Raw genomic sequence first — 23,524 nt, forward strand, 5'->3', positions numbered from 1 at the left:
GCCTGCGGCCCACGCGGCCCCAGCCTGCGGCTGGACCGTAGGTACGGACCTCCGTATCTATCATTACTATCCGTAGCTGCGGACCTCCGTATCGAAAGTATGCCTGCGGCATTAACTGCATATCACCTTGCTCAGAAGCCATATTATGCCCTATCAGCCGTATCTACGGCACTACTGACTTCTATGTTAATATGAACCATGACTATCGGAACGGATCTCCGTAGCTACGCCTCCAATAGGCCGTATGTACTGAGATGTTCTTAGTAGCGGGGCATGAGGTCGTGGCTACACGCCGAGTGCTGTACCTACATCTGATGGATGGCCCGCTATGAACCAGCGACGTACGACCAGGGCCGCGAGCACGTTCACCGACGACGCCCACCCCGCGCTGGGCGACCTCGGCCACGAAGGCGAAGCCGACCGGCCCGCACTCAGCCCTCCGCGCTCTGCCCTCGCTACGCCGCGATGTGACGAGGGGTAGGTAAGTAAAAGGATTAAGGGGAAACTCTTAAGAGTGCCGTTACCTTGTGCGCCTGCTCACGATGTCCGCTCCGCACTTCCTTTGTTCGTCGCCCCTAGATTACTGTTGCGCACAGAGTTAGCTGAGCCGAAGAAAAGAGATTGTTGTGCCTGTATCGAGGCCTGCCTGTCAATTCGTGGTTGTCGCTACCGCTATAGCTCTCGCGATGGGAATTTCTGCTCCAGCGTCGGCAACGGAGATCGTGTCGGCTGCCGGTCCTGTCCCAGTTACTGAAACACCGCCCGGCCCTGCACCTTCAGACGATCCAGTTCCTACCGTTGCCCCAGAGTCCGAGATGACTCCACCTAATGGCGGCGAGATTATCGCGAGCGATCCGGAGGCTCTCGCATATCTGCTAAACTGTAAGCCTGATTTGCGGGCGGATCGCCCTCATATTTCTACATTCGATAAGTCTGGCGACCTCAGTAGTCACGGGTACTGGAATCCGGGGCGTTGCCGCGATAAGCGCGCACCGATCGTGATCCATCTCCAGGCGTACTTCACTGATCACACTTGGAAGTCGCGAGGAACTCTGGGTACCGCACTAGTCCGTCCCGGGGGTGGCGCGGGTAAGCGGGCGACAGCGCGAGCGCACTGCGTCACTCCACAGCCTGTCACCTGGCGGGCGTGGGCAGTTATTCACACCCCGAGCGGGGGAATCGCGAGCAAGTATTCCGTGACAGCTACTCTCCCCTGCTCGCCGGGAAGGTAAAGATTCTTCATGGTAAGCGATCTTCGTGCGCTAATCGTGCGGATCTCTCACGCCGGAAGTGCACCGCCTGGAACTATTCATGTAGACGTGACTGAATATGCCCGAGTAGGGAGTGTTCGTACGATAGAGGTAATGAGGCGGGGCTGGTCAGGGTCGCTTGAATTCTTTAGCAGGCACCGGGAGGTGAATGTAGCCGAGATGAAGCAGGACGCGCTCCACTGCCTTTTGCCTGCTAATGCCGAAGAGACAGGAGAGGAGCAGGATTGGGATATTATCCAGAATAAGCTGAAGCGTTACGGCGTTGATGTCACGCTTAAGGAGTTGCGGCAGACGCCGGTGGTGGTGGAGGTCAAGGAGCACTTGATCCAGTTGGTCACACAGGGCTCCCTCGGTGGCCAGGCAGGGGGTCGTCAAAGTCGCGGTGAGTGAGCCTTTCCCGGTAGACTGTTGATCATGTTGTGCGGCCGTGTTCGATGTGGAGAAGGACGAGCGCGGCGGCGGTGATGTGGCCGATCCGCCACGGGCACAGGTTGGAAAAGGTTGCGGGGCGCCGGAGGCGTACGCGGTGCCGCGGCGCTACACGTACCCGAGGCCGCGCGTGCGGCTCTACCCGCGCGAGGCGCACGGGGGCGACGACCCGGCCGCCGAGCCGCTGACGTCGCTCGATCGGGCTCGGATCGCGGGTCGGCGGGCCGCACGGCGCGCCGAGCTGGAGCGTGCCGGGATCACCGTCCCGCCGGTCAGTCGAAGAACTCGACCTCGAACCGGTCGATCCGAGTGATCGACGGGTAGGACGGGGACGGCGGGATGTGGTAGCCGGATTCCGGGCCGAACATCATCTCCGAGATGGCGCGCTCGGCGCCCTCTTCGTCACCCGCCTGAATCGCGCGTGCCCACGCCTGCAGGCCGTCCGGGTCGGCTTCCTGGAACCCGCTGGTGTCGCGGCTCTGCGTCGAGCGACGACCCGTGCGACCCCGCTTACCTCCGGCTGACAGTTCCACCCCACCGGCAAAGTTGTAGCGGGCGCCGGTTTCGCCGCGGGCGATCCGGTCGAGCGCTCGGCCCTCCCGGAGCTGCCCCAGGCGGGCGGGGTTGGCGCGGCGCGACTGCACCGACCGGCCTTCATCGGAGGCCATCCAGCGTTGGACAGTGCGGCGGGAGACGCCCTGCGCCTCGGCGGCGCGGGCGGTGGAGCCGCCGTACAGCTCGTCGACGGCCTGACGCCAGGTGCCGAGCCCGCCGGTCGGCGCGGAGCGAAGCGCGCGGCGAGCGCTGTCGGAACCGAGTCCCATCAGTTCTCACCTCCGGCGAGCTGGTCGAGGCACCGCAGCAGCGGGGCCGGCCCGGCCCGGCGGCGGCCCCGAGAGCACGCCTCGATCGCCTCGGCGACGTCGGACAGCGCAACCGGGGACGTCTTGAGCCGGTACTGGCCCGGCTTGTCTCCGATCGGCAGGCCGAGAGCGGCCGGGTCCGGGTCAGTAACGGCGAAGAACAGTTCGTCGACGTTGCCAGCGAACGGCCGGGCGCTGATCTTGTCGAGGTTCCTCAGGATGTTCACGCGACCCTTGGCCGTCAGGGTGCCGGTCCAGTCCGGGCGCCAGAGCTTCCCGGGGGTCGCCATCTCCTCTCGGCGGTGAGAGGCGAGCATCCCGCCGACCGACGCGTAGGTCTCCTTCATCACCGCGAGCGCGATGGCAGCGCCGAGCTCGTGGGCGGCCTCCTTGGTCCGCAGCTCGGCGAGGCCGTGGCGGATCCGCTCGGAGAACGTGGCGAGCGGGCGGCCGCTGTCGGGCCAGATGTAGGACTCGACAACGTCGAACTGGACGCCGGCAGATTCGGCATAGATCAGGGTCTCAGTGCAGCGCCAGTCGCTCGCCGCGCCGGTGAGCGGGTCCGGGAGCAGCGGGTCGCGATCGCCGGTGGCCCGGACGACGATGCGGTGCCGGCCGGGGACCTTCGGGGACCACTCGCCGTCGGGGCGGTGCTCTGGGGTGCCCATGCCGACCCGGAGGTCTCGCATGACCGAGGGATACGCGGCACGCTTGTCCAGGCCGATCACCCACGGTGCGGCCTGCTCGGCGTCGGTGAGAGGGCGGGCCCAGGACAGCGGGCGCTCGCCGTAGGTGACGTCTCGATCCGGGAGCCAGTCGGGCGCGACGAGAGGCCGGGCTCCGTGGCGGTTGTGGAGCATGCCCAGCAGGGCACCGGCCGTGGCCGCGGGGGCGGTGACCGGGCGCATCCCGACTGCAGCCTCGAACGCGGCGAGAGCAGCGGCCAGCTCGCGGCCGGATTCGGCCTCGCACCATGCGCCGTCGAGCCAGGCAGGGACGGCGATCGTCACGGCTTGCGCGGTGTCGCGGTCGACGACTCGCCACGCGTCGGCGCCGGCCGGGATCTCGCCGTCCGGGTCGCCGCCATCGCGGAGCTGGCGCAGGGCGCTGTCGTGAACCCAGAGAACCTCCAGTCCGTGGCGGCGGGCCAGTTCGGGGCAGTCGGTGATGAGGTCGCCCGGGAACGAGTCCAGCGGCTCCGTGGGGCCCGGTCGCCGGTCGGCGACGACCGTCAGGCCGTCGGAGCTGAGGACGCCGTACAGGTGCAGACCCCGGCGGGTGCCACGTCCCGCTGTGCGGCCCTCAGATCGCCGCTGTGCGGCCTGCGGGACGTTGCCGGACTCACGGGCGACGGGACGGCCTGAGAGCCGCTCAGCGGCCTCTGAGGCATCAGGAGCCGGGTGCGGCGGCTCGTCGGTCGGACGGGTGCCACCGTCGCAGTGGCCGTGGCGCGGGGCGTCGCAGCGGGAGCGGACTCGGGTCGGCTCGCCGCAGACCACGCAGGGCTCCGCGGTCTTGGCGACGCCGTCGACTCCGCAGCCGGGGCCGGGCACCGCGCACGTGGCGCACGGCCCCGGTGTGATCAGGCTCGGAGCGGAGGCGGGCCGTTCAGCCGCCGTCGTGGTCGGGTCAACTTCTGCCCGCGGAGGGGAAGGTGGGCCGGTGAGCCGGTCGTCTTCTTCTTCCGGCGCCGCCAGGTGGTCCCACTTGCCGCCGAACTTCAGGCCCAGCCCGAACCACGTGATGGTGTTCTCGTGACCGGCCTTGCGCTTGTTGAACCCCGGACGGGTTCCCAGTCGCATCCCGAAGTTGCGCTGACTCTGGATGTTCTCCCCGACGTCATCGCACCAGCGCTTGTACTCGGCGTAGAGCGCCGAGGCGCGGACCTCCGCGTCCGGGTGCACCACGCAGCGGGCGGACAGGAAGCCGCCGATCAGGTCCTGCTCGGTGCGGTAGGAGTCGGTGGCCGAGCGGATGGCCTCCGGCAGGGCCAGGCCGTCGCGCTGCCAGGCCACGCAGCCGCGCACGGCCCAGGCCAGGACGCCGGGCAGCTCCGCGCGCAACTTCTCGACGAGCCGCTTGTCCTTCTCTGCGTCGGTGATGTGCTCGGTGAACGGGACGAGGACCATGCGGCGCCACACCGCGTCGTCCGAGCCGCGGATCACCGGCCGGTGGTTGGTGCTGATCCAGTACTTGGCCTGCGGCTTGAAGTCGAAGAACTCGCCGTGCAGGAACCGGGCCGACTGCCGGTCACCGGAGACGAGTTCCTTCATCCGAACCTCGTCGAGCCGAGCGCCTTCCGCGGTCTCGGTCGCCGACGCGACCCGGGCGCCGCGTAGCGCGGCGACGTCGTTCGGGATCCCGCCGACCTGCTTGGACAGCAGCAAGTCCTTCGGCGCGGCCATCGCGTACTCGCCCAGCGCCGCCATGATGATCGCGATGCAGGTGCTCTTGCCGTTCGCGCCGCCACCGTTGAGCAGGAACAGCTTCTCCTCGTTGGTCATCCCGGTCAGCGAGTAGCCGATGATCCGCTGCAGGAACTCCCGCACCCCGGGGTCGGGCAGGATCCGCGCCAGGAAACGGTCCCACTCCGGCGTCGGGGCGTCCTGGTCGTAAGCGATGCCGGTCGAGCGGGTGATCCGGTCGGCGCGGTCGTGACGCCGGAGCTGCCCGGTGCGCAGGTCGATCGTGCCGTTCGTGCAGTTGAGGACCCACGGGTCCGCGTCGAGATCATCGGCCGATTCCACGACGACCTGCTGTTCGGTCTCAGCGAGCTTGACCATGGACTTGATGGCCGTGCGCGACTCGGAGTAGACCGCGTGCTTGGCGATCTGGCGACGCTCGGCCATCGCCTCGTTCGTCTCGCCGGTCACCGCGGCCGCCTCGCCGTAGATGTCGCGGACGGTGGACTTGGCGCAGCGCTCGATCGCGCCCGTGCGGTCGAGCCGGAATCGGGTGCCGTCCCAGACGTACCACTGGCCGGCCAGGATCAGCAGGTCATCGCCGTGGCGGTCGATCAACCGCTCGGCGTTGCCGTAGTCGGTCTGGTGCCGGCGCCGCACGCGACGGGCGCCACCGCGGCGCTCGTCACGCCGCTCGGCGAGGTAGCGGACCTCCCCGAGTCCCCCGATGCCCTCCTCGGTCTCGGCGGGCGGAGCCGTCTCGGCAGGGAGGGCCGGGGCTGCGGCCCCGGTGCTCGGTGCTCCGGAGTTCGACGCCGGGTCGTCGAGCAGGACAGGCGGGACATCCTCGAACGCGGCCAGGTCCAGGCCCTCGTCCAGGTGGTCCGAGGCGTCCGCGCCGTCGACCTCAAGGGGCGTACGGACCACGCGGACCGCGGCGCCGGCGGCCCGCAGCGCGGTCGCGGCGGCAGCGGCATGCCGGTAGCCGGCCGAGTCCCGGTCAGCGATGACGGTGACCGTCGCGCCAGCCAAGATCTCCGTGTACTCCGGGCGCCACGGAGCGCCTGCACCGTCCGGGGGCGTCGTCGCCACCTCGCCGGGCGGGAGCGCAGCGGCGAGCTGGTCTGCGTTCTTGCAGCCCTCGACCAGCCAGACCCGGGCCCCGGCGGCCGTGGCAGTCCGCACGGCCCGCAGCCGGTACAGCGATACCCCACCAGTCGGCTTCCCGTTCTTCCAGCCGCCGCGCGGTCCGCCGCGGTGCTGCCACCGGAACCCCTTCCGGGCCCCCGGTGCGGCAACCGTCGGATCGAACCGGGTGAGGCGAGCCACGATCTCGCCCGCCTGGTCCTCGAACTCGTAGACCGTCGCCCGCGATGGGACCCGGACCGGGGGCTCGGACTTCCCCGACACCGGGCGGGGCGCGCCCGACCCGGCCGCCGGGGAGACCGGACGGCCAGCCCGCGGAGAGGAAGCATCCGGCCGTCGGGGCTTGTCGTCGAACAGGTCCGTCCCGGCGAGGCCGAGCGTCGCCAGCAGCTCGGAGGTGCGGCCCCGGCCGCAGGCCCGGCACCACAGCACGACCCGCCCGACCGGGCGCCGGCCATCGGCCGGGATCCACCGCGCTCCCGCCGACGCCGTCGAGTCGTCGTGGTCCGGCAGCGGGCACCGGAACGAGACCTCCTCGCCGGTGATCCGATGCCACACGCCGGCCGCCTCCAGTGCGGCGACGAGCCGTTCGAGAGACACGCGGGGCGTCTCGGAGCTGTCGTGACGTTGCGCAGGAGCACTCACGCGGTAACCTCAGATCGCAGAACTCGGGTTCTCGAACGAATCGACGGCCGCCAAACCAGACGCGTTCGCGAACCGGGGCCAGGGCCCGCCTCCCACACCGGGGGGCGGGTTTTCTGCTGTCAGGGACTGGCTACGCAGCCCCTCGTTGCTCGTCGAGCGGGAGCAGGAGTTGCGGGTCCACCGGCCGCTGACCGCCCACCGGGTCGAGCCCGTGGGCCGTCGCCAGTACCGAGCACACGTAGTGGCTCCAGGGCATCCCCAGCCGCTCGGCTTCGGCCTTGTAGATCGCCCACTGCGTCTCGGGCATCTTGAGGCTGAGTTGCCGGAGACCCTGCGGTTTCGGTCCTCGTGCTCCCATGCCGGCGCACCCTGCCGTAATCCGGGTTTCGGTCGGGGGACATCGGGTCCGACACGCCGGGCGATCATCGGCAGGCTCCCTCGATCGCGTCACGGCGAGCCTCGGTGACGGTCAGGTCGTAGCGCTCGACGACCGCGGCGAAGCGGGTCACGTAGCCGCACTGGTCGATCGCGGGTAGCCACTCTTCCGGGCCGTCGTCGCTCTTGGCTCGGTTCCCGGCCGCCGCGGTCGTGGTCAGGTTCGCCGGGTCGTTGGCGAACTCCTCGCGCTCGGCGGCCGTCCAGCGGGCCGCGCCAGTGCGCCAGGCCAGCGACAGCGGCACGACGTGGTCGACGTCGAGCGCGCGAGCGGGGCCGGTGAGCACGCGCCCGGTGTAGGGGTCGTGCAGCGTCCCGGCCGTGACGTCGCAGCCGCGTCGGACAGTCGTGGCCGTGAGGCCCCGGGCGAGGACTGCGTCTCGGGTGTCGCAGCCGGGCGCGGTCCGGGCCCATCCGTCGCCGAACTCGGACCGGTCGTAGCCAGCCGCCGGGCCGTCCGGAGCGAGCTGCAGCCCAGCGCCGGGCCCGGCAGCCGGGGCCGCGGTCCGGAGCAGTCCGGCGGCCGGCGGGACGGCGCACGTCGCCGAGAGCAGGCCGGCGTCGGCGATGAGGACCGTGCCGGCGTCGTCGCGGACCGAACAGGTGGACCGCCAGCCCCGAACGTCGATGCGGGTGCCGGGCTCGACGGTCATCGACGTCTCGTCGCCGACCGAGGACCACTCCTCCGGCGCCTCCCCGGGGTAGGCGACCCGGACGTCTCGGCCGGTGACCGTCGCCAGCGACACCCCGGGTGCGGGCGGCCGGACGTCCGCGATCGTCGTGGCGCCACCGGCCGGGGCCGCGAGCAGCGCGGCGAGCATCCCGATCACGGTGGCCGTTCGGCCGAGCTGCAGCGTCTTCGTCGGATTCCTCATGATCAGTCCTCTCGTTTCGGTCGGTCGCTGGTCCAGGCCCACGGACCCGGCACGTCGATGGAATGTCGTTCGGTGCTCGAATTCCACGACCACCGCCACACCTTGATCCCCCAGGACCGGAGCGCCCATCCCCCCAGGCCCGCGGAGGAGAAATTCAGCACCAGCGGACCCAGGCGAATCCGTTTCCGTCCTCGAATACGTCCCATCGCGTGTTCAGCCAGCCTTCCGGCCGCTACCCGGGCGCTGGCTCCACCACTCTGCGAGCTGCACTCGATCGAACGTCACGAAACGGCCTTCGGTAGCCATTCCCGGAATGGAATCGCCTCGCTTTTCGGCGCGAGTGCGAGCCCGACGGAACGTGTCGAGCCGGACCCCCAGGGACTCGGCCGCCCCGCCGTTGCCCCGGATCCGCTCCGGCGCGTCCTCGACCGCCCCGAACACAGCCGCATTCGAACTGACGTTCGCGCCCGCGTCGACCTCTGCCGTGTCCTCGCTCGCAGCTCCGGTCGAACCCGCGTTCGATTCTGCAGCGGGCTCGTACAGAGCTACGGACTCATTCTCGGCGTTGATCGTCTCATCGTCAGAATCGTCCTGAGCTGCAGAAACAAGAGCCATCGGAGGTGCCATGTCGATCACCGGGGCGCCGGTGTCCCTGGTCGGCGCCTGTCCCGGGACAGACTCGGCCGTCTGGGCAGGACGGGACACCCACCACGGGAGGGGGGACACCTCCCACAGCGGCCGCCCGGTGATCTTGGCGAGCCGCTCGGCGCGCTCCAGATTCAGCTCGTCGCGCACTTCCATACCGTGCTCCTCGGCCTGCCGAATAACAGCCGGATCCATGTAGGCGAGCTGCGCTTCGTGCAGATCCTCACCAACCCCGACAATTGCACGTCCCTTTACGTCCGAGGACAGCTTCCGGCGGCGGGTGCCGGGGAAGGTCACCATCCAGGACGGGCCGTCCGCGGGACCGGCAAGAATCTTGTACTGGTAGTTCGAGCGGATATCGGTATCCGGGAACACCATCGGGATGGAGTTCTGCTGTGCGGCAGCCATCACGTAGACGCAGCAGGCCCGGCCGCGGACTACGAGAGCGCGCTCCCAATCGACCGTGACCGACGGGCCCTTACCCGGCTTCCCGTCGTTTCCCTCAGTCTTCCACCAATGTGTGCATTCGGCGGTGTAACCGGACTTCTCGTCGACCGAGAACATCAACGGCTGGAAGTACAGCTCGGCATTCTTCTCCATCTCCGGGTAACCCAGCTCATCGGCTCGCTCCGTAAACTCCTCAATGATCTGATACCGGCGCTCCATCTCGCTCACAACGTCCTTGAGAACCGTCGGGAAACGGTCCGGCATCGTCACCAGATCGACGTTCTCCAGTCGCCGGAACGGGCGTACGAAATCGACGCGCTTCGGGTCGACGATCACGGCGTGACCGCCGTGATACAGGAACCCGCCGATGATCGTCAGGAACGTGACCGTCTTCCCCCGCCCCGTCTTGCCGGAGGCGTTGATGTGGGGCGTCTGCCCCTTCAGGTCGACCGAGATGACTCGCTCACCAGCCATTTCGCCGATGGGCAGCTTCAACTGCGAGTGCCGCTCGAAGATGCCCAGGTCCCAGGTGATCCCACGCGGCAGCGACTCCGGGTGATACATCGTGAGCGTCAGGTCGTCCGAGCTGTTGCGGCTCTTCCACGGACCGCCCGGCAGTCGGGAGGTGACGACCCGCTCGACCTCCTTCAGGTCCTGGTCGTGCGCCTGGTAGCTGGCCGGGTAGTGGATCACGATCAGGGCATCCGGGTTCTCCAGGTCCGGGGTCGACCAGCGGGGACGGACCCGCAGCAGCCGCGACGTCTCGGCCGCCCGGATCACCAGCCGGCCGACGAGGCGCGCCAGCATCGCCCGCCAGGGCCGCAGTCCGTCGCGCGGCGCGGTCAGCCACAGGACCCACCGCCAGTCCGCCACCGGCGCCGTGAGGGGCCGCAGACGGCGAGCCAGGGCCGGCCACAGCCGGGTCAGCCACCCGGCCCGCTCGCCCTCGCCCTCAGCCAGAACGGCGGTACGCAGCGGAGCCACGGGCTCCCAGCGCAGTCCTCCCGGGGGCAGCTCGATCCACTGCCGCGGGTCGGCACTGACCTCGCTCCAGCCGACCCGGCCGGCAGTCCACTGCAGGAAGCGACCGCACACACGGTGGTAGTAGGCCAGCTCCCGCAGGTCAAGTGCCTTACGGACAGCCGTAGTTACGGCACCAACGACGAGTAGTGCGACCGTAGGTACGGGCCACACGAAGAACCCTGCAAGCAGTGCGATCGCAGCGAACCGAGCGGTCTGGCGCTGCCACCCCGGGCGCCGCGCCCAGCGCGAGCGCGGGATGCCCTCCTCGCGGCTCAGTGCGACGCTCTCCGGCACTTCCGCTGCCCAGGTCAGGTAGCGCGAGTCCCAGCGGCCTGGCCGCCGCGTGACGACCTGGCCGGCCAGGAAGCGCCATGTAGCGCCGAGCGCCTGCCCGACGAACCACCAGCCGATGGGGTACGTGGCGATCGGCTTGCCGAGCCGTCCGCCTCCCTTGTTGCGTGCCATGCGAGTGACCTCACTTCCTGTTCTTGGAGCACTGCGTGTTCGAGCACCGGCCGTCGAGAACGCGGCAGGTACAGAGGCCGCACCATTCCCATCCGTTGCGGGTGAAATTGGCGCCAGCGGGCGAGATCGTGGTTTCGGTCGGTCCGGGAGGCACTGCGTCGAGCACCGCGGGAGCACGGACTGTCTTGCCAAACGCTGCACGGCCGGATCGCAGGCGGTGCGGCTCGAACCTCCAGGGCAGAACGCTCACGGTCCCCTCGGCCGAGTCGGCGCTGATGCCATTCCGGTCCCGGTCAGCGGCGCGATTGTCGTTGCTCATTGAGATCTCCTTTTTTCAGCTCGCGATGTGCGAGCGCGTTGTGGCAGCGGTGCGGTCGCGGTCGAGTCGCGAGCGCCGCTGCGCCGGGGTGGTGCCGCCCCAGATGCCGTCGTCCTCACCGGCCTCCAGGGCGTAGGCGAGGCACTGGGCACGGACGGGGCAGAACCGGCACATGTCGAGTGCGGCGGCGGCCTGGCGCTCGTAGCGGGGCGAGCCCTCGCGGCCGGTCGGCCAGTGCCGGTCGGTGGCGTCGTCGCGGCACGCGGCCTGTGTGGGCCAGTCCCCGACCGGGGCGGTCTCGGCGACGGCGGTCGCCAGCTCGGCGAGGGCGGCGGCGGCCGGGTCGGCGTGGCGGGTCGGCCAGCGGGACGGGGCGTGCTTCATCGCAGATCGTCCTTCGTGATCGTGGTGGCACCCATCTCGTCGAGATCGGTGTGCAGCTCGCCGAGCAGGCCGGCCGTCGTGCGCAGGCCGGACCGGAGGTCGATGGCGTAGCGGGTGGCCCGCAGGACGTCACCGGCCTGCAGGGCGTCCAGGAGGTCGGCGGTACGGCGGGCGGCCTGCCCGGCGCGGCCGGCCAGCTCGTCGGCGCGGCGGGCGGCCTGCTCGGCACGGTCCTGGTAGCTCGGGTTCGCGGCCGGCGCGTCCGGGCCGGCGTAGTCGTCGGCCTGGTCCTCGACGCGGTCGCGGACGACGGTCAGGTACGGAGTGCTGGTCATCGGTCCTCCTTGATGGTCGTGGCGGGCGCGGCGCAGTCGACGCACGCGCCGAGGGATCGCGGGATGCAGTAGCCGGCGTCGGTCTTGCAGGTCGGGCACCAGCGGCGGGCAGCCATCGCCCGATCGAGGGCGGCGAGCTGTGCCGGACTGGGGGTGCGCTTGGAGGTCAGGTCGGCCGGGTCCCACAGGTCGGCCCAGCGGCGGCCCCGGCGGCAGACGACGCGGGCGACCGGTGCGGCGCCGCCCGGGGCGAGGTCGGCGGCCCGCATCTGGCGGCGGGTCACCAGGCCCCCGGGTGCGCAGCGCCAGCGCCAGGTCGGGACGCCCGCTTCCATCCAGGCGGTGGGCTGCCAGCCCCAGCGGTCGGTCATCACGCCGCCGGTCACGACGCGCTCCGCAGGTGGCGGACGTCGTGGGCGTAGCGCCAGGCGCGGCCGGTGACGTCGATCTGGGTCGGGTGGTCGCGGTGCTCGTCGGTCGGGCGGTAGTGGCCGAGCTGTGCGGCCGGGTGGCCGTCGGGGTAGCGGTCGGCGGCGGCCTGCATGGCCTCCAGCTCGTCGCGCCAGTACCAGCGCAGCCGCCACGGTCCGTCGATCAGGACGGCCAGCTCACGACCGGCGTTCAGGTCGGCGACGAGGGTCAGGCGACGGGCCGCCATCAGAATCGCCCCGTCCGGTTCATTCGGTCGGCGACCTGGTCGATCTGACGGCGACGGGTGCGAACGATGCGGGCCGCGTCCTTGCGAGCCCGGTGCATGACCTCGCGGCGCTGCCTGGTGTCCAGGCCCCGCAGTTCGGTCCGGATCGCTGCCCGGTCGCCGCTGGTCCCGCGGCTGGTTCCGGCGGCTCGCTCCCCGGCGAGGAGGAACGTGACCGCGCCCTGCTCGCCGACTTTGCCGGGCAGGACTGCGGAGACCAGGCCGCTGTCGTCGGTCATCGTGCCGCGCACGACCCGGCCGCCGAGTGCCTGTGCCGCGATGGCGTGGCCGGCCTCGTGACGGGCGATCAGAGCGCGGGTGGAGCCGTGGCCGTGGCCCTGCACGGACATCTGCCCGGTCCTCGGCATCGCCGAGCGGAGCCGGGCCAGCATCCAGATGGCCGCTGTGCCGCCGAGGACGATGCCGACGCTGAGCAGCGCGGCCCGGATCGACACGGCGCCGTCGATCCACCCGCCCCGGCGGATGACCAGGACGAGTGTTCCGACTGCGGGTACCGCCCAGAGCAGTCCCGAGATCACCACGTCGCGGCGGTTCACGACTGTGCTCCGTCGGTCAGGACCGGCGTGGCGGCCTCGTTGACGCTGCTGAAGAAGGTGCCGACCGCCGACGGGAGACCGCTGCCGGCCGGGGTGTTGACGAAGAGCACCAGAGCGACGGCCAGGAACAGGAGCCCGATCCCCGCGGCTCCGGCCCGCGCCAGGGCGATTCCGGCGATGAGCAGAACGATGATGACGATCCCGATGGCGGACATGCAGCTCTCTCCTCAGTTGGCGAGCCGCAGCGGCGGCTCGTCGGTGATGGACTTGCGCTGGTCGCGACGGAGCACGTCGGACACGTAGGTCGGGGCGACCTCGACGCGGTGCTCGGCCAGCCAGGCCGAGACATCCTTGGCGGTGGCGTCCTCGTCCAGGGCCGCCACTGCGTGGCGGATGGCGTCGGACTTGGGCATCTCTCGCAGCAGGGGCGTGTCCTGCACCGGGCCGTCTGCCGGAAGGTCTGCCGGCGACTGGGCCGGGCGCAGCTCGTGGGTAGCGGTCTCGCCCTGCTCGGGAAGTCGGGTGATGTGCCCGCGGAGGGGAAGGTGGTCGGCGGGGCGGATGAGGCGAACGGCCTCGACCGGGTCCGAGACGCCCTCGACCACAGCGGCCTGCCACGCGTGCCAGGTCTCGTTACGTGCGACGACCCAGCGCGCCACCCGGAACCGCGGAGCCGGCGGCGACACAGCACCCGCGTCCCGCAGCCGGTCCCGGCGCATCGCCCGCAGCGTCCGGTCCCACAGCAGGACCGCCGAGATCGAGGCCACCGCGTAGAACACCGCCGCCGCGAAGCCGCCGACCTTGTCGGCGTGCCACGCGTTGAAACCGGCGCTGCCGACCGCGTACGCCCACACCAGCAGGCGGTTCATCGCCGCGCTGTCACCGGCCAGGACGTCCCGCACCGACAGCACCGCGGCGTACGCACCAGCCGCATCCAGCACCAGCGGGACCAGTGCCGACATCGGACCCTCCAGGCCCAACGCCGTCTCGCCGGCAGCAGCCAGCCCATGCCAGCTCGCAGCAGCCGGCGCGCCGATCACCACGGCGAGCAGTACCGCCGTACCTACGGTCCGACCAGTGATCTTCTTGCTCGTCTCCGTCATGCTCGACTCCCAATCTCGGCAAACTATGCAAGCTCCGCGGCTACGATAGAGAGATCCACGCGGACTATGCAAGATGCGTGAACTAGGCTTTCTTGGTGAACCGTGGACCGACGTGGGAGACTCGACCTCATGGCCGATCGACCCCCGACCAGGGCGAACCTGGTCAGCACCAGCGCCGCGGCCCGCTCGCTTGGCGTCCACCAATCGACGCTGAGCCGGTGGGCGAGCACCGGGGTGGTCCACCCCGAAGCGCGAACCGTCGGCGGTCACATGCGGTGGGACCTGCAGAAACTCCGCGACGAACTGGAAGCGGCCGGCGCCGTCCTGCCGACGAGCCAGGACTGACTCACTCGGCCGACAAGCGACGGCGCCCCTCAGTTGCCACGTTGGTTCGTTCACGTGAACAACATTCGTGCAGCTCAGACGCCATACCGAGGGCGAAAACCCGGCAGAGACCCGACAGAATCAGCGGTAGCTATGACTCACCCGGAAGACGTTGACGCCCCGTGGGGCGAGCAGCTGCGACGCTGGCGCGAAGATCAAAGCTGGACGCAAGAGGATCTTGCGCAACAGATCTTGCAGATGGTCTTCAAGCGCAACGAACACCGAGGTCAGAACCTCGACCCTCGCACGGTCGCCCGATGGGAGACCGGAGCGGTCAAGCGACCGCACGCTCACTTCCTGCGCAGCCTGACGGCGCTCGGGGCTCCCGTGCCCAAGTCGACAAGGGCGCGCACGACCTCTGTCCGCTTTTTGTCGGGTAATCGCCCTGGTGTCTCGACAGCAGGGATCGAGACCCTGACCTCTAGCCCTGCCGCTGCGCCGGCCGCGTCGGCCGCAACAGCCGCAGGCGGAGACGAGGACACGGACGTGCAGCGCAGGAACTTTCTGCTGACCGGAACATCAGGACTCGCGGCCCTGATGGCGACAGCCATCCCCGGGGTAGACCCCGACAATCACCGGCACCAGACGACCCCGGACACGATCGCATCACTGCGAGATCGCCTGAAAGCACTGCGCAAGATGGACGACTACCTCGGCGGACGTGACACCTTCAGCCTCTACATCGACGAGGCGAACATGGCAGCCGGCCTACTTCACGGCGGCACGCACTCCACGGCGACCCTTCGAGCACTGCTCTCCCTCTACGCCGAGAGCGCGCAACAGGCCGGATGGGCCGCCTTCGACGCCGGGTGGCACGACAAGGCTCGCGCGCTCTTCGAGCGCAGCCACGCCGCTGCGATCGAGGGCGACCATCACGACCTTGCAGGTAACGCGCTCGCTCTGCAGTCGTACCAGCAACTCACCATCGGTGATCCGGACCCCGACCTGACCCGGCGCTCGCTCACGCACGCGCGCATGCCGGGCGTCCATCCCGGGGTTCGAGCCCTGCTGTACGACCGAGGAGCGTGGACCCTGGCGCGCGCGGGACTGGTCGACGAAACAACCTCCGCGCGCGGCCGCGCCTCGTCGGCCCTGGACGCCGTCGAAGCCGCCGAGGAACCAACACCCGACTACGCAGCATGGATCGATCGCGACGAGCTGCTGATCATCACCGGGCGATGCTGGACCGAGCTGCGACGGCCACTGCGCGCAGTGCCAGCACTCGAACAAGCGCTCAGCCGATTCCCGAGCTCCGCCGCGCGAGACAAAGCCCTGTACAGCTCATGGCTAGCCGAGAGCTACTTGCAGGCGGACGAGGTAGAGCAGGCTGCGCAGGTGATCTCCACCAGTCTGGATCTAGCTCACGGAGTGGGCTCGGTACGACCACGGGCCCGACTGGCGGAAGTGGCCACGCACCTCAAGCCATACGCAGACGTCGCCGCGGTTGCCGAGCTTTTCCAGACTCGGGACCCCCTCAGTCAGCGCGCGTAACTCTCTCGACCCAGTCTGCGCAGCCATCCGAGGCACCCAGCTCTCGCCATGTGACCTGCGGATTTTCCCAGACGTGGCACTCGACGAGGTGCCCCTGAAGTGCGACCCGGCGAGCTTCTGACGTCATGAGCGAGACGCGCCACTCCTGACCCTCTCCGTACTCGCCCTGATGGACAAAGACGGACCCCACGGGCCCCTCCACCTGGGCACCAGCAGCCAGCCCCGCCTGCACGGCTGACCGTGCCAGAGCACGAGCGTCGCTCTCCGTCGGCGTAGCCGTCGAGACCTCCCACAGCGTCATCTCACGAGCGTAACGCCCAACCGGGGGTCGGTAACCCCGAAGAACAGGGGCCAGATCACGCGCCAGGACTGACCACGCCTCTGACCACCCGAAAGATGCCGTACAGCCGTACCTCCGTACCCTTGTATAGGTACGGACCTACGGCCATACTGAGCACATGACAGACGAGACCACGGTGACGTTGGGCCCCGCGCTCGGCGCCGACCTGCTCGACCAGCTACAGCCGCCCGCGAAGCCGGCACGCATGTCCCAGCGCGCCTACCGCGAGCTGTGGGACTCCGCCCCGCACGCCGTCGAGCACTTCGACACCAGCGGTCGCCGGGGCGGCGGCTGCACCGTCGCCGGGCGGCTCTCCGCAGCGGCCATCGTCGGCTCCCTGCATGAGTTCATCGTCGTCGTGCGGCCGGGCCGACTCTCTCCGTTCGGTCACCCCGTCGGTGCGGACCTGGCCCCGACAACGGACGTCGCCGGGGTCGTCCGGTGACGCCGCGTCGCGTGCAGATCAGCGGCCTGAAGGGCGGCGTCGGCAAGAGCACGCTGACGCTCAACCTCGCGACCGTCGCCACTCGGGCCAGTCAGCGCGTGCTCGTCGTCGAGCTGGACCCTCAGGGCAACGCGACGACGCTGGTCACCGGCCTCTATCCCGACCAGGTCCAGCGGACCATCGCCGACGTCCTGGTCGGCTTCTCCGAGGGCCAGGACCCGGCCGAGCTCGTCGCCGGGACCGTCCTGTCCGCGCAGGACCCGGCGATCGACATCGCCGAGTTCAACAGGTCCGCGTGGGGCAACCTCGACGTGCTCCCTGCGAACCAGGACGTCGCCGGACTCGCGCTCGGCCCGGCCCACTACCGCGACCTCGCCAAGATCATGGACGCAGCCGGCGACGGCTACGACCTGATCCTCTACGACACCGCACCCGGGATCTCGTCGCTGACCACCCTCGGCGCCTACGCCGCGGACTCGATCATCAGCGTCACCACGCCCACCGCCAACGCCGTCGGCGGCGTCCGGCAGCTCATCAACGGGATGATCACCCCGGTTCAGCAGCACCACGACGTCCAGCTCATCGGCGTCGTCGTCAACCGGGTCGCCAACCGGGCCGAGCACCGGCGCCACCACGACGCCCTCCAGGCCGAACTGCCGCACCTGCTGTGCCGCGCCTGGCTGCCCGATCGGACCGTCGTCGAGCAAGCGGAGGGCTACGGCCTGCCCGTCCACGCGATGCCCGGACCGAGCGCAGTCACCCTCACCGACCTCTACGACAAGATCTTCCGCTACCTCATCACGGAGGCCACACCATGAGCCCAGCACGCACCCGCCGGCCGAGCCCGCTCGCGAACCTGGGCAACCCAGCCGCCGTCGCCCCCGACGACGAGCCCACCGCTGCACCAGCGACCAGCAAGGCCACTCCCGCTCCAGCGGCTCCGGCGGCACCCGAGGCAGCGCAGGAGACCGTTCAGGACTCCGAGAGCGCGGCCGCCCCAGCAAAGACCCGTGCCCGCGCCACGAAGCGCGCACCGGCCACCTCAGGGCGCAGCAAGACCACCCGCAGCAGCCGCAGCACGACCGGCGCACCGGCAGCGGCAGCGGCACCCGCCGCGCCGGCCGGCGCCGAGACCCCCGCGGCCGAGACGCCCTCCAGCCGCCCCGGCCGCCCGCGCATCCCGAAGCCGGGCCCCGTCACCCGCGCCACCGTCGACCTCGCCCAGACCGAACAGCGCGAACTCGAGCGCATCACCGGCGTCATCGGCCGCAAGATCGGCCGCGACTTCGGCCGCAAACGCGTCCAGGTCCAGCACCTCATGCGCGTCGCCACCCGCCGACTCATCTCCGATGCCGCCTTCCGCGACCTCGTCGCCGAAGACCTCGCCGAGCACCGCGACGAGCTGAAGCGCGAGAAGTGAACCGCCGTACTCGGTAGCGGCTGCCGCCGCTGCACCCGCTACCGAGTACGTCAGAACCGTGAGCAACCAGGACAAACCTGGACACACGACCCACAGACCCGCGGAGAAGAAAGTCCGCAGACCCGGCGAGCAAGCCAGAAACGCTCAAGGTCCGCCGACCGTCCGCACAAGGTCCGCATCAAGGTCCGCATCACTATCACCGCAGCTCAAACCAGGTATCAGCCTGCGCTTCACACCTCCGATGCGGACCTTGCGGACCAAGAATCAAGGTAGAACTCGGGAAGGGCTACAAGAAGTACTGAACGTCGGATCCTGGTCCGCATGGTCCGCACGGCACGCCGAACTGACCTCCTCAAACCTGATCCGACCTGCGGAAACAGCGATGCGGACCATAGGGCGGACGATCGGCGGAGGAACGAGACCCCGCCCTGGGATGGTCCGCACCGCTCCCAGCCCTTCGCGGCTCGCGACAACCGCCGCGCCGGCCACGCTGCTTCGCCGATCTCGCCGTCGCGAGTCCGGACCGCTGGCCCGACCCGCGCTTCCGTGCTGACTGCGATCCCGACCGCGCCCCCGTCGCCAACCGGGTCGCCAACCGCGCCGAGCACCGTCACCACCACAACGCACTCCGCGAGTCACTGCCGGACCTGCTGTGCCGGGCATGGCTCCCCGAACGCACCGTCGTCGAGCAGGCCGAAGGCGCAGGACTGCCCGTCCACGCGATGCCCGGCCCGAGCGCCGCAACCCTCGCCGACCTGTACTCCAAGCTGTTCCGCTACCTGATCACGGAGACCTCGCAATGAGCCCTGCACGCACCCGCCGCCCCTCGCCCCTCGCCTCGATGGGCAACCCCGCCGCCGCAGCCCCCCAGGACGACACCACCCCCCAGCCGAGCACCCCCGAGCCAGCCACCGCCGAACCCCAGACCAACAGCGCTCAGAACGCCCAGGAAGGCCCAGAGGCCGCCACCCCGACCAAGACCCGGGCACGAGCCACCAAGCGCCCCACGACCACCTCAGGACGCCGCACCACCACCCGCAGCACCAGCCGCGCCGCGACGACCGCCGCCCCCACCACTCCGGAACCCACCCCCGCCCACAGCGACACCACCACCGACACCACCACCGGCGGCGCCGCCCGACCCGGACGACCACGAGTCCCTAAGCCCGGCCCCACCACCCGCGTCACCGTCGACCTGGCCCAGACCGAGCAGCGCGAGCTAGTGCGTTGACCACGAACGTTCACCGGTTTGGTCATGCAGCGGTGCTGGGGCGGCCCCAGCGCTGCTGGCGTTCGCTGCGGACGCGGGCGCGTTCTCGTCGTTGGGCGGCGAGGACGTCGGGGTGGCGGGCGTTGGCGTTGCGCCAGCGCAGGTAGTCCTGCAGCCGCCGGGCCAGGACGGTGTGGTTCGGGTGGTTCGACGCGCTCATCGTGAAGGTGCGCAGCGGCCCGAACTGGGCCTCGATCGGGTTCGCCCATGAGGCGGAGGTCGGGGTGAAGCACAACTCGACCTTGTGCCAGGCCGCCCACGCCCGGATCTTCGGTGTCTTGTTCGCCGAGAGGTTGTCCAGGATGACCTAGACCGGTGCGCCGTCGGGACGGGCCGCGCGGATCGACTGGAGTGCGGCGAGGGTGTGGTCGCCGCCTTTGCGGCGTCGGGTCACGCCCCAGAGCTGCTCGTCGCCCAGGCTGTAGCAGCCGTGGAAGTAGCGGATCCCGTGTGTGCGGGTGTAGGTCGCGGGCAGGCGGGTCGGTTTGGTCTCCGGTGCCCAGGTAACCCCGTGGCAGGGGCGGATCGACAGCGGCCCGAACTGGTCGAAGGCGAAGCAGCGGCCCGGGAATCGACTGATCACCTCCTCGATCCGGTCGAGCTTGGCGTCCTTGTCCGGGTCGGTGGACTCCTTCCAGGTTCGCGTCCGTTGAAACGAGACCCCGGCCTCGCGCAGGATGACCCGCAGCCGCTCACGGCTGATCACAATCCTGTGCTCGTGGCAGCGGCCCAGGTGAGCGGCGAGTTTGCGGATGCTCCACCGGGTGAACGGCAGGTCCAGCTTGTCCGGGCGGGTGGTGGGGCGTCGTGACGATGAACGCGATGTCGGCGTCACTGATCAGGCGGGGACGACCTCCCGCCCACTGAGGGTCCAGCGCGGCCAGCCCCCGCTCGTTGAACGCGTGGATCACATCGCGCACGGTGTCCTCGTCGGCGGCGACCAGGCGGGCGATCGCCGGCACCGGGGTTCCCGACGACGACGCCATGATGATCGACGCCCGACGGACTCGGATCGGGTTCCCCCGCCCGCGGCGCACGATCAGGGTCAGCCGCCGCCCCTCCTCCTCGGTCAGCCGTCGTGCCCTGACCGGTCCAGCCATTCCGAAGCCCCCACTCCCGCCGCCGACGCAACCTCAGCGCCGAGAGTGGGAGTTCCCGACCTGCTCGACCGGGACATCACCCGGCGTGTCGCCAAACCGGTGAACGTTCGTGGTCAACGCACTAGAGCGACTCGCCGGCGTCATCGGACGCAAGATCGGCCGCGACACCGACAAGCAGCGCCTCTACGTCCAGCACCTCATGCGCGTCGCCACCCGCCGACTCATCAGCGACACCACCTTCCGCGACACCATCGCCGACGACCTCGCCGACCACCGCGACGCACTCAAGCGCGAGAAGTAACCCGCCAAGCCACCGTCACGCCTACTGTCATCGCAGGTCAAATCAGGTATCAGCACACCCGCCAAGATCCACAACGCCCCCTCGACGGCCCCGCTTCACTCCACCGCGCTACCAAGTAGCCCGCGGAGGAGAAGATGCGGGGCCGTCTTCATGTGGTCCTGTTTCCCCAGTTCAAGTTAGGTATCGGACCCCGCGTCACAACAAGATCTAGACATAGAGCCAGGAACCTATCTGCCCAGGTCAAGTTAGGTATCAGCACCTCACGCTAAACCCAGGTCTCACACGCTTAATGAGCCTTTTTCAACCTGGCGTTTGTGCTGGTCAAGCCGTCGAGTGGGCCTCCCCGGACCGTGACCACGCGGCGGCCTGACCTGCATCATCGGGGATCTGGCCGCTGCCGACGGGGCCCCTGCCGCCGCTTCGCGGCGGGTCCTCGGTCAGGTTGAAAAAGGCTCAATGACAGCAAAACAGGGGTGTCGGCGCTGCTGTCATGGTTGCTGTCATCGCCCTGATACCGGGTTTGACCTGCGACGATACAAGATCATGACAGCAATGACAGTCCTCTCCCTTTCTAGTGGGGTGAAAATCGGAGATGAGAACTAGGTTGTAGACAACGAGGTGTTCTCAGTAGCGGGGTGGCAGGTCGTGGCGACACGCCGAGGGTGGTGAGATGAGCGGGAACGGGGCAGGACCCCGGTAGATCGGTTCGGTCCAGCACAGATCGACACCGTCACCGAGGTCCTGCATGTCTGATCCTGTCACCTACACCGCTGTCCTCCCGATCGGGGAGCGCACCGTGGCCTATCTGGCGCGGCTCCTGGTCCTTCAACGCCGTCGACGTGGCACCCGGCGGCGGGCGTTGACCCCGTTCGCCCAGGCAGTGCTGGTGATCCGCTGGTTCTGTGATGCTACCCGGGTCCGATGTTCGGCCGGTGACAACGCGATCAGCACTGCAACGGCCTACCGTTACCTGCACGAAGGCATCGACGTCCTCGCCGCGGCCGCACCCGGCCTGCACGGAGCCCTGCTCGCCGCCCGCACAGCCGGGCACACCCACGTGAATCTCGACGGCACCCTGATCGCCACCGACCGGTGCCGCGCGCTCGGCCTCACCCCCGGGGTCGACCTGTGGTGGTCGGGCAAGCACCGCCGCCACGGCGGGAACATCCAGGTCCTCACCGCACCTGATGGATGGCCGCTATGGACCAGCGACGTGCGGCCGGGCCGCGAGCACGACACCCGCTGCGCCCGTACCCACCCCGGGCTGCTCGAGGGCCTGGCCGCGTTCACCGACGACACCCACGCCGCGCTGGGCGATCTGGGCTACGAAGGCGAAGCCGACCGGCTCACCGTGCCCATCAAACTCGCCCCCGGCCGCGGGCAGACGGTCAACCAGCGCACCGTCAACACCCTGCACTCAGCCCTTCGTGCTCTGGCCGAACGCGGAAACGCCCTGCTCAAGACCACCTTCGCCGCGTTGCGGCGAGTCACGCTATGTCCCTGGCGCACCGGCGCGATCACCGCAGCTGCGCTCGTACTACTCCACACCGAGTACGACCGCACGACATGATCAACCCGCTACTGAGAACACCTCACTGAGGGTCCAGCGCGGCCAGCCCCGCTCGTTGAACGCGTGGATCACATCGCGCACGGTGTCCTCGTCGGCGGCGACCAGGCGGGCGAAAAAGTCCGCGCCCTCGTCCTCGCTGTGCAGCCCCAGGATCATGTGCTCGTCGGTGTCCCACACGGTGACCAGTGAATCGACCAGATACGGGTCGACCGTCTCGACATCGAACACCGCCAGAGACAGCCTGAACATCAACGTCCGGCTGCCCCAGTTCGCGAAGTGGAGATGGGCGTCGTAGTAGCGCTCCACCATCCGGAGTGGATCACCACCGAAATCGCCCCAGTGATACTCGTTCGTGAATCTGGTCGCACTGATCTGCGCCCGCGTTGACAACGCCCGCACCTCGGCCTGCTCCCGCTCGGTGAGCGGCCGGTCCAACGCAAGGAACTCATAGTACTGGTACTCGCTCACGCCAGCCCGTCTCTTTCCGGTCCGCCCACCGCCGGTAGGCACGTATCCACATCCTTCGCCAGCCTGCCCCGGTGCCGTAGGGGGGTCTGCGGATGCCGATCACGTGATGAGGTCGAAGGTACAGCGAGCTCCGCTCGCTGCGACGAGTTTGCCGTCTCCGGTGACCAGGGGGCCACCGAGACGTTCGGCGAGCGCAACGTAGGCAGCGTCGTAGGGAGTGATGTTGTCTTGGAGCTCCCAGATGCGCTCCAGTAGCGGAGCCAGTGGCATGCGGCGGATGGGGAAATCCGCCAGGTGCCGTAACGCGGCGGGTATCGCGGCATGCAGCACGGAGCTGCGGCGGGCCATACCCCGTAACGCGGAGACCACCTCAGCGTCGAGGTGAGCAGGAGCGAACAGGGCGTCGCCGGTTGCCAGGCGAGCCGCGACCACATCGCGACGAGAATCATCGGCCGCGTAGAAGGCGGCCAGTACCGAAGCATCGATCACGGCCAGGCTCACGAGGCCTCGCGCACCTCCCTCACCACCGCGGTCGCGTCGTCGAGGGTGAGCCCGCTGCCCTGCGGCGGCTGGTAGGAGGCCACGTAGTTGTCCAGCCGGGTCACCTGGGCGACCTCGGTGAGCCGGTCAACCACGAATGCCGACAACGACTGCCGGTTCGCCTCGGCAGTTGCAGCGAGCGCAGCGTAGACAT

The 23,524-nt window shown here is 69.3% G+C and carries 29 protein-coding genes and 1 pseudogene; 9 read left to right on the top strand and 21 right to left on the bottom strand.

The window, feature by feature from the left end; all coding sequences use genetic code 11:
* The first annotated feature begins 1,430 nt into the window (after positions 1 to 1,430).
* On the top strand, positions 1,431 to 1,661 hold the full coding sequence (locus tag Ae505Ps2_RS29385; RefSeq protein ID WP_139320304.1) for a hypothetical protein: 231 nt from the start codon (positions 1,431 to 1,433) through the stop codon (positions 1,659 to 1,661).
* Positions 1,662 to 1,972: 311 nt separating this feature from the next.
* Here Ae505Ps2_RS29385 and Ae505Ps2_RS29395 read toward each other — a convergent pair whose 3' ends face one another.
* From Ae505Ps2_RS29395 to Ae505Ps2_RS29450, 13 genes are all read right to left on the bottom strand, one after another.
* On the bottom strand, positions 1,973 to 2,524 hold the full coding sequence (locus Ae505Ps2_RS29395) for a hypothetical protein (protein ID WP_075313443.1): 552 nt from the start codon (positions 2,522 to 2,524) through the stop codon (positions 1,973 to 1,975).
* Positions 2,524 to 6,711, bottom strand: a complete 4,188-nt coding sequence (locus Ae505Ps2_RS29400) for a phage/plasmid primase, P4 family (protein WP_075554393.1) — start codon at positions 6,709 to 6,711, stop codon at positions 2,524 to 2,526. Before Ae505Ps2_RS29400 ends, Ae505Ps2_RS29395 begins: the two co-directional genes overlap by 1 nt.
* A 175-nt stretch (positions 6,712 to 6,886) precedes the next feature.
* A complete protein-coding gene (locus Ae505Ps2_RS32315) occupies positions 6,887 to 7,063 on the bottom strand; it encodes a hypothetical protein (RefSeq protein WP_170917177.1) in 177 nt (58 codons plus the stop codon).
* Between the two features lie 115 nt (positions 7,064 to 7,178).
* On the bottom strand, positions 7,179 to 8,066 hold the full coding sequence (locus Ae505Ps2_RS29405) for an HNH endonuclease family protein (RefSeq protein WP_075554394.1): 888 nt from the start codon (positions 8,064 to 8,066) through the stop codon (positions 7,179 to 7,181).
* A gap of 2 nt (positions 8,067 to 8,068) precedes the next feature.
* A complete protein-coding gene (locus Ae505Ps2_RS29410; protein ID WP_075554395.1) occupies positions 8,069 to 8,272 on the bottom strand; it encodes a DUF4236 domain-containing protein in 204 nt (67 codons plus the stop codon).
* Positions 8,273 to 8,279: 7 nt separating this feature from the next.
* Positions 8,280 to 10,646, bottom strand: coding sequence for an FtsK/SpoIIIE domain-containing protein (locus tag Ae505Ps2_RS29415; protein ID WP_075554396.1), 2,367 nt, complete (start codon positions 10,644 to 10,646; stop codon positions 8,280 to 8,282).
* A 334-nt stretch (positions 10,647 to 10,980) separates the two neighbouring features.
* Positions 10,981 to 11,349, bottom strand: a complete 369-nt coding sequence (locus Ae505Ps2_RS29420; protein ID WP_084786555.1) for a WhiB family transcriptional regulator — start codon at positions 11,347 to 11,349, stop codon at positions 10,981 to 10,983.
* Positions 11,346 to 11,684, bottom strand: a complete 339-nt coding sequence (locus tag Ae505Ps2_RS31605; RefSeq protein ID WP_139320306.1) for a hypothetical protein — start codon at positions 11,682 to 11,684, stop codon at positions 11,346 to 11,348. The genes Ae505Ps2_RS29420 and Ae505Ps2_RS31605 overlap by 4 nt, the downstream gene beginning before the upstream one ends.
* Complete coding sequence (locus tag Ae505Ps2_RS29430; protein ID WP_212567735.1) at positions 11,681 to 12,070, bottom strand: RRQRL motif-containing zinc-binding protein; 390 nt, start codon at positions 12,068 to 12,070, stop codon at positions 11,681 to 11,683. The genes Ae505Ps2_RS31605 and Ae505Ps2_RS29430 overlap by 4 nt, the downstream gene beginning before the upstream one ends.
* Positions 12,067 to 12,342, bottom strand: a complete 276-nt coding sequence (locus Ae505Ps2_RS29435; protein ID WP_020626466.1) for a hypothetical protein — start codon at positions 12,340 to 12,342, stop codon at positions 12,067 to 12,069. Before Ae505Ps2_RS29435 ends, Ae505Ps2_RS29430 begins: the two co-directional genes overlap by 4 nt.
* Positions 12,342 to 12,938: a hypothetical protein gene (locus tag Ae505Ps2_RS29440; RefSeq protein WP_075554398.1), complete on the bottom strand. Its 597-nt coding sequence runs from the start codon at positions 12,936 to 12,938 to the stop codon at positions 12,342 to 12,344. Before Ae505Ps2_RS29440 ends, Ae505Ps2_RS29435 begins: the two co-directional genes overlap by 1 nt.
* Entirely contained in the window at positions 12,935 to 13,153 is a 219-nt protein-coding gene (locus Ae505Ps2_RS29445; protein ID WP_020626468.1) for a hypothetical protein, read from the bottom strand. Before Ae505Ps2_RS29445 ends, Ae505Ps2_RS29440 begins: the two co-directional genes overlap by 4 nt.
* A 12-nt stretch (positions 13,154 to 13,165) precedes the next feature.
* Positions 13,166 to 14,041, bottom strand: coding sequence for a DUF2637 domain-containing protein (locus Ae505Ps2_RS29450; protein ID WP_075554399.1), 876 nt, complete (start codon positions 14,039 to 14,041; stop codon positions 13,166 to 13,168).
* 129 nt (positions 14,042 to 14,170) lie between these two features.
* Here Ae505Ps2_RS29450 and Ae505Ps2_RS29455 point away from each other — a divergent pair, with 129 nt between their 5' ends.
* Positions 14,171 to 14,386, top strand: coding sequence for a MerR family transcriptional regulator (locus Ae505Ps2_RS29455; RefSeq protein ID WP_075554400.1), 216 nt, complete (start codon positions 14,171 to 14,173; stop codon positions 14,384 to 14,386).
* A 525-nt stretch (positions 14,387 to 14,911) separates the two neighbouring features.
* On the top strand, positions 14,912 to 15,916 hold the full coding sequence (locus Ae505Ps2_RS29465; RefSeq protein ID WP_084786556.1) for a hypothetical protein: 1,005 nt from the start codon (positions 14,912 to 14,914) through the stop codon (positions 15,914 to 15,916).
* Here the strand turns inward: Ae505Ps2_RS29465 and cutA are convergent.
* Positions 15,900 to 16,217 carry a divalent cation tolerance protein CutA gene (gene cutA / locus Ae505Ps2_RS29470; protein WP_075554401.1) on the bottom strand — a complete coding sequence of 106 codons (318 nt, stop codon included), beginning with the start codon at positions 16,215 to 16,217 and terminating at the stop codon, positions 15,900 to 15,902. The two genes, Ae505Ps2_RS29465 and cutA, sit on opposite strands and share 17 nt — an antisense overlap.
* A 157-nt stretch (positions 16,218 to 16,374) precedes the next feature.
* Between cutA and Ae505Ps2_RS29475 the strand changes: the two genes are divergently transcribed.
* The 4 genes from Ae505Ps2_RS29475 (at position 16,375) to Ae505Ps2_RS34120 (ending at position 19,352) form a co-directional block, all read left to right on the top strand.
* The gene (locus Ae505Ps2_RS29475) at positions 16,375 to 16,701 is read left to right on the top strand and encodes a hypothetical protein (RefSeq protein ID WP_075554402.1); all 327 of its coding nucleotides are present in this window, start codon (positions 16,375 to 16,377) and stop codon (positions 16,699 to 16,701) included.
* Entirely contained in the window at positions 16,698 to 17,519 is an 822-nt protein-coding gene (locus Ae505Ps2_RS29480; RefSeq protein WP_084786557.1) for a ParA family protein, read from the top strand. The genes Ae505Ps2_RS29475 and Ae505Ps2_RS29480 overlap by 4 nt, the downstream gene beginning before the upstream one ends.
* A complete protein-coding gene (locus tag Ae505Ps2_RS31610) occupies positions 17,516 to 18,121 on the top strand; it encodes a hypothetical protein (protein ID WP_075554404.1) in 606 nt (201 codons plus the stop codon). Before Ae505Ps2_RS29480 ends, Ae505Ps2_RS31610 begins: the two co-directional genes overlap by 4 nt.
* 799 nt (positions 18,122 to 18,920) lie before the next feature.
* On the top strand, positions 18,921 to 19,352 hold the full coding sequence (locus tag Ae505Ps2_RS34120; protein ID WP_139320308.1) for a hypothetical protein: 432 nt from the start codon (positions 18,921 to 18,923) through the stop codon (positions 19,350 to 19,352).
* A gap of 22 nt (positions 19,353 to 19,374) precedes the next feature.
* Here the strand turns inward: Ae505Ps2_RS34120 and Ae505Ps2_RS32925 are convergent, their stop codons facing one another.
* From Ae505Ps2_RS32925 to Ae505Ps2_RS32935, 4 genes and pseudogenes are all read right to left on the bottom strand, one after another.
* On the bottom strand, positions 19,375 to 19,551 hold the full coding sequence (locus Ae505Ps2_RS32925; protein ID WP_212567736.1) for a hypothetical protein: 177 nt from the start codon (positions 19,549 to 19,551) through the stop codon (positions 19,375 to 19,377).
* A gap of 66 nt (positions 19,552 to 19,617) precedes the next feature.
* Positions 19,618 to 19,695 (bottom strand): annotated as a pseudogene (locus Ae505Ps2_RS34375) (hypothetical protein); the annotation flags it as partial.
* A gap of 3 nt (positions 19,696 to 19,698) precedes the next feature.
* Complete coding sequence (locus tag Ae505Ps2_RS32930) at positions 19,699 to 20,097, bottom strand: hypothetical protein (protein WP_212567737.1); 399 nt, start codon at positions 20,095 to 20,097, stop codon at positions 19,699 to 19,701.
* The gene (locus Ae505Ps2_RS32935; RefSeq protein ID WP_212567738.1) at positions 20,084 to 20,491 is read right to left on the bottom strand and encodes a helix-turn-helix domain-containing protein; all 408 of its coding nucleotides are present in this window, start codon (positions 20,489 to 20,491) and stop codon (positions 20,084 to 20,086) included. Before Ae505Ps2_RS32935 ends, Ae505Ps2_RS32930 begins: the two co-directional genes overlap by 14 nt.
* A gap of 109 nt (positions 20,492 to 20,600) precedes the next feature.
* Here Ae505Ps2_RS32935 and Ae505Ps2_RS29500 point away from each other — a divergent pair, with 109 nt between their 5' ends.
* Both Ae505Ps2_RS29500 and Ae505Ps2_RS29505 read left to right on the top strand, forming a co-directional pair.
* On the top strand, positions 20,601 to 20,792 hold the full coding sequence (locus Ae505Ps2_RS29500; RefSeq protein ID WP_075554406.1) for a hypothetical protein: 192 nt from the start codon (positions 20,601 to 20,603) through the stop codon (positions 20,790 to 20,792).
* A gap of 745 nt (positions 20,793 to 21,537) precedes the next feature.
* Positions 21,538 to 22,362, top strand: a complete 825-nt coding sequence (locus tag Ae505Ps2_RS29505; RefSeq protein WP_075553319.1) for a transposase family protein — start codon at positions 21,538 to 21,540, stop codon at positions 22,360 to 22,362.
* Here the strand turns inward: Ae505Ps2_RS29505 and Ae505Ps2_RS32940 are convergent, their stop codons facing one another.
* The 3 genes from Ae505Ps2_RS32940 to Ae505Ps2_RS32325 form a co-directional block, all read right to left on the bottom strand.
* Positions 22,363 to 22,830 (bottom strand): helix-turn-helix domain-containing protein, encoded by a 468-nt coding sequence (locus Ae505Ps2_RS32940; RefSeq protein ID WP_075554407.1) that lies wholly within the window; start codon positions 22,828 to 22,830, stop codon positions 22,363 to 22,365. It lies immediately after the preceding gene.
* Positions 22,831 to 22,929: 99 nt separating this feature from the next.
* Complete coding sequence (locus tag Ae505Ps2_RS29515) at positions 22,930 to 23,331, bottom strand: type II toxin-antitoxin system VapC family toxin (protein ID WP_083696412.1); 402 nt, start codon at positions 23,329 to 23,331, stop codon at positions 22,930 to 22,932.
* Positions 23,328 to 23,524 (bottom strand): hypothetical protein (locus tag Ae505Ps2_RS32325; RefSeq protein WP_212567739.1); only part of this gene is annotated, 197 nt, incomplete at its 5' end. The genes Ae505Ps2_RS32325 and Ae505Ps2_RS29515, both read right to left, overlap by 4 nt.

Origin of the sequence: Pseudonocardia sp. Ae505_Ps2 (assembly GCF_001932425.1) — a bacterium.
In the GTDB taxonomy this organism is placed as follows: Bacteria; Actinomycetota; Actinomycetes; order Mycobacteriales; family Pseudonocardiaceae; genus Pseudonocardia.

Bases quoted from the DNA above. Each gene is read 5' to 3' on its own strand.
- Ae505Ps2_RS34120 (WP_139320308.1), top strand. From the start codon at position 18,921: ATGAGCCCTGCACGCACCCGCCGCCCCTCGCCCCTCGCCTCGATGGGC.
- Ae505Ps2_RS31605 (WP_139320306.1), bottom strand. From the start codon at position 11,684: ATGACCAGCACTCCGTACCTGACCGTCGTCCGCGACCGCGTCGAGGAC.
- Ae505Ps2_RS32315 (WP_170917177.1), bottom strand. From the start codon at position 7,063: ATGCCCGAGACGCAGTGGGCGATCTACAAGGCCGAAGCCGAGCGGCTG.
- Ae505Ps2_RS29450 (WP_075554399.1), bottom strand. From the start codon at position 14,041: ATGACGGAGACGAGCAAGAAGATCACTGGTCGGACCGTAGGTACGGCG.
- Ae505Ps2_RS31610 (WP_075554404.1), top strand. From the start codon at position 17,516: ATGAGCCCAGCACGCACCCGCCGGCCGAGCCCGCTCGCGAACCTGGGC.
- Ae505Ps2_RS29415 (WP_075554396.1), bottom strand. From the start codon at position 10,646: ATGGCACGCAACAAGGGAGGCGGACGGCTCGGCAAGCCGATCGCCACG.
- Ae505Ps2_RS29420 (WP_084786555.1), bottom strand. From the start codon at position 11,349: ATGAAGCACGCCCCGTCCCGCTGGCCGACCCGCCACGCCGACCCGGCC.
- Ae505Ps2_RS32935 (WP_212567738.1), bottom strand. From the start codon at position 20,491: ATGGCTGGACCGGTCAGGGCACGACGGCTGACCGAGGAGGAGGGGCGG.
- Ae505Ps2_RS29445 (WP_020626468.1), bottom strand. From the start codon at position 13,153: ATGTCCGCCATCGGGATCGTCATCATCGTTCTGCTCATCGCCGGAATC.
- Ae505Ps2_RS29395 (WP_075313443.1), bottom strand. From the start codon at position 2,524: ATGGGACTCGGTTCCGACAGCGCTCGCCGCGCGCTTCGCTCCGCGCCG.
- Ae505Ps2_RS29435 (WP_020626466.1), bottom strand. From the start codon at position 12,342: ATGGCGGCCCGTCGCCTGACCCTCGTCGCCGACCTGAACGCCGGTCGT.
- Ae505Ps2_RS29410 (WP_075554395.1), bottom strand. From the start codon at position 8,272: ATGGGACGTATTCGAGGACGGAAACGGATTCGCCTGGGTCCGCTGGTG.
- Ae505Ps2_RS29405 (WP_075554394.1), bottom strand. From the start codon at position 8,066: ATGAGGAATCCGACGAAGACGCTGCAGCTCGGCCGAACGGCCACCGTG.
- cutA (WP_075554401.1), bottom strand. From the start codon at position 16,217: ATGACGCTGTGGGAGGTCTCGACGGCTACGCCGACGGAGAGCGACGCT.
- Ae505Ps2_RS29475 (WP_075554402.1), top strand. From the start codon at position 16,375: ATGACAGACGAGACCACGGTGACGTTGGGCCCCGCGCTCGGCGCCGAC.
- Ae505Ps2_RS29455 (WP_075554400.1), top strand. From the start codon at position 14,171: ATGGCCGATCGACCCCCGACCAGGGCGAACCTGGTCAGCACCAGCGCC.
- Ae505Ps2_RS29385 (WP_139320304.1), top strand. From the start codon at position 1,431: ATGAAGCAGGACGCGCTCCACTGCCTTTTGCCTGCTAATGCCGAAGAG.
- Ae505Ps2_RS32925 (WP_212567736.1), bottom strand. From the start codon at position 19,551: ATGAGCGCGTCGAACCACCCGAACCACACCGTCCTGGCCCGGCGGCTG.
- Ae505Ps2_RS29505 (WP_075553319.1), top strand. From the start codon at position 21,538: ATGTCTGATCCTGTCACCTACACCGCTGTCCTCCCGATCGGGGAGCGC.